General features: G+C 67.4%; 2 protein-coding genes. Both read left to right on the top strand.

Annotated features, from left to right (window positions below; translation table 11 throughout):
- On the top strand, nt 1–317 hold a 317-nt coding region (locus MUO23_03115; protein MCJ7511945.1), incomplete at its 5' end, for a hypothetical protein.
- Nucleotides 318–429: 112 nt separating this feature from the next.
- Nucleotides 430–1,812: serine/threonine protein kinase (locus tag MUO23_03110; GenBank protein ID MCJ7511944.1), on the top strand; the 1,383-nt coding region annotated here is incomplete at its 3' end.

Here is a 1,812-nt window from a genome sequence, read left to right as displayed (position 1 = left end):
CTGACGTGCCGCCTGGCGAGCGCGGGCCGGTATATGTCGATACGGCTGAACTTCTGCTGATGGAGAGCTTCCCGGTCCAGGTCAACCTCCAGGTGAAGGGGGCGCTGCCCACGCCGTGCCACGAGCTGAAGTGGGAGGTGGAGGCGCCGGATTCCAGCGGCAGGATCGACGTCGCCCTATACAGCCTGGCTGACCCGACGCTGGCCTGCATCCAGGTCCTAGAGGACTTCGAGGCAGGAATCCCGCTGGGATCGTACGCTGAAGGGACGTACACGGTCTACCTGAACGGCAAGCTGGTCGGCGAGGTCCAGCTGTAGTTCGGGGGTGGACTGGCGCACCGATCCCGACGATTCTCGGTAAAATGGACGCCAAGCAAACGGGTCCGGGTGTGTCTTCCCGGATCGAAGACACTGCTGTGAGGCGCCAGAGATGGCTGGGTTGGTCGGCCAGATGCTCGACCACTATCGGCTGGTCGAGCAGATCGGCCAAGGCGGCATGGCGACGGTCTACCGTGCCATGGACACCCGGAAACTGGTCGAGGTGGCCATCAAGGTGCTTTCCCCGACGCTGGGCGGCGACAAGCGATTCGTCCGCCGCTTTCGCCGCGAAGCCCAGGTGGTCTCGCGCCTCAAACACCCGAATATCGTGGGGGTCACGGACTACGGCGAGCAGATGGGGTATGCCTATCTGGTCATGCCCTTCGTCGTCGGCGACACGCTGTACGACCGCATGACGCGCCGGGGCGTGACCCAGGCCGAGGCTGCCCGGTGGATGGGCCAAACCGCTGAGGCACTGCAGTTCGCTCACGACCGCGGTGTGATCCATCGCGATATCAAGCCGTCGAACATCATGGTCACCCGGCAGGGGCTCGCCCAGCTGACCGACTTCGGCCTGGCGCGCATGACCGAGAGCTCGACGAGCCTGACCGGGTCGATGATCCTGGGAACGCCGGCCTACGTTTCGCCCGAGCAGGGCCGGGGCGGAGAGGTCGGCCCCCGTTCCGACCAGTACTCCTTCGGTGTGATCCTGTATCAGCTCTCGACGGGCAGATTGCCGTTCGAGTCGGACACGGCCATGGGCACCGTCCTGATGCACTTACAGGAGCCGGCGCCTCCCCCGCGGCTGTACAACCCGAATCTGGCTCCCCAGGTCGAACGGGTCATCCTTAAGTGCCTGGCAAAGCCGCCCGAGGATCGGTTCGCATCGGTAGCGGCGCTGAACGATGCCTATCAGCGGGCCTTGCGGGGCGACTTGCTGCCCGAGGTTGAGGTGCCACCCGCCCGGCCGGCCGCACCCGTGCGACCCGCAGCCCCGGCCGTGCCGCGGGCGGCGCGACCCCGGTGGCCGGGCTACCTCCTGGGGGCCGTCGCACTGGTGGCGCTAATGGTGATCGGAGCCGCCCTGTTTCTCCCTCCCGCCACGCCGCCGCCAGGGCCGGAGGCTGCCACGGGTGCAGCTGCTACCCTGGCTCCGGCGGTCGTCCCTGGGCTTCTGGCTAGCCCGACCAGCGGGCTGCCCACTCCGACAGCCACCCCGGTGACGTCGGCCAGCTGCCCTGGCGTGACCATGCTCCCGTTCACCCGCAGCGGACAGGAGGTTTCCTGGCCGATCGACAATGGAGGAACCGTCCCGATCCGGCTGTCCCACTTCGTCCCTTCGTTCCCGTCCGAAAATCCACTCCAAGCCGTGTGGCTCGGCGGAGAGCTGCTGTGGGAGCCTCCGGCGGAAGGCCCCTACCCGGAGACGGGAGAGCTCCCCGGCGATGCGCGCTCGGCAATCGACGCCGGCACCGTCGCCACCCTGAGGTTGGTG

This window comes from Anaerolineales bacterium (assembly GCA_022866145.1).
Taxonomy (GTDB): Bacteria; Chloroflexota; Anaerolineae; order Anaerolineales; family E44-bin32; genus PFL42.
Note: the sequence above shows the minus strand (reverse complement) of the source record. Positions and strands in the feature narration are given on the sequence as shown.